This is a genomic window from Vibrio sp. M250220 (assembly GCF_036533795.1).
In the GTDB taxonomy this organism is placed as follows: Bacteria; Pseudomonadota; Gammaproteobacteria; order Enterobacterales; family Vibrionaceae; genus Vibrio.
Genome location: NZ_JATABI010000184.1, coordinates 1 through 615, shown reverse-complemented (window position 1 = coordinate 615; position 615 = coordinate 1). Strand labels below are relative to the sequence as shown.

At 44.6% G+C, this 615-nt stretch carries 1 protein-coding gene; it reads right to left on the bottom strand.

Annotated features, from left to right (window positions below; genetic code table 11):
• Positions 1-174: 174 nt before the first annotated feature.
• A partial coding sequence (locus QTN94_RS20305; RefSeq protein ID WP_331428679.1) for an IS630 family transposase occupies positions 175-615 on the bottom strand: 441 nt, incomplete at its 5' end.

The following is a 615-nucleotide window of genomic DNA, read 5'->3' as shown; positions in this document are numbered from 1 at the left end:
ACTGAACCGAATAAGTAAGCATATTCAAATTGCTGCTGTTTCACCGCTCGCGGTCTTGTGCCGCGCTTAGCCCAAAGACGAGTTGTTGTATTTTGTTGTCCAAATCGAGCTTCGTCTTGAAACCAAACATCGACGGCCTCAAGCCCCATATGGCCGGGGATCTTGAGGATCGTTTCAATTTTGAATTTTTTTAAAATCGTCTTGGGTTTGTTGGGATTGAGAAGGGTGTTTGGAGCGCGATGTTATCCAAGAAAAGCCCATATGATTGAGCAAATAATAGATGGAGTCAGGGTGATAATGTTTGCCAAATTCTTTGATGATGTAGGCATGAATATCGCTACCCGTTAATCTACCGCCAGAAGAATCCGAAGCTCGACTTTCAATAAATAGGCTTAACTGCTCACGCTGTTTTGGGGTAAGAAATGCAGGGCGTCCTGTTCTTGGCTTTTCCTGTAGTCCTTCAAGTCCCTCCTCAAGAAAGGTATGAACCCACTTGTTCACGCTAGTGCGGCTTACCTTCAGGTATTTGGCAATCTGTGTTCGAGACCGCCCTTCTTTAAAGTGTGCTAGAGCAAGTAAACGCATCTTCATTTGTATAGACTTCTGCTGACTAGC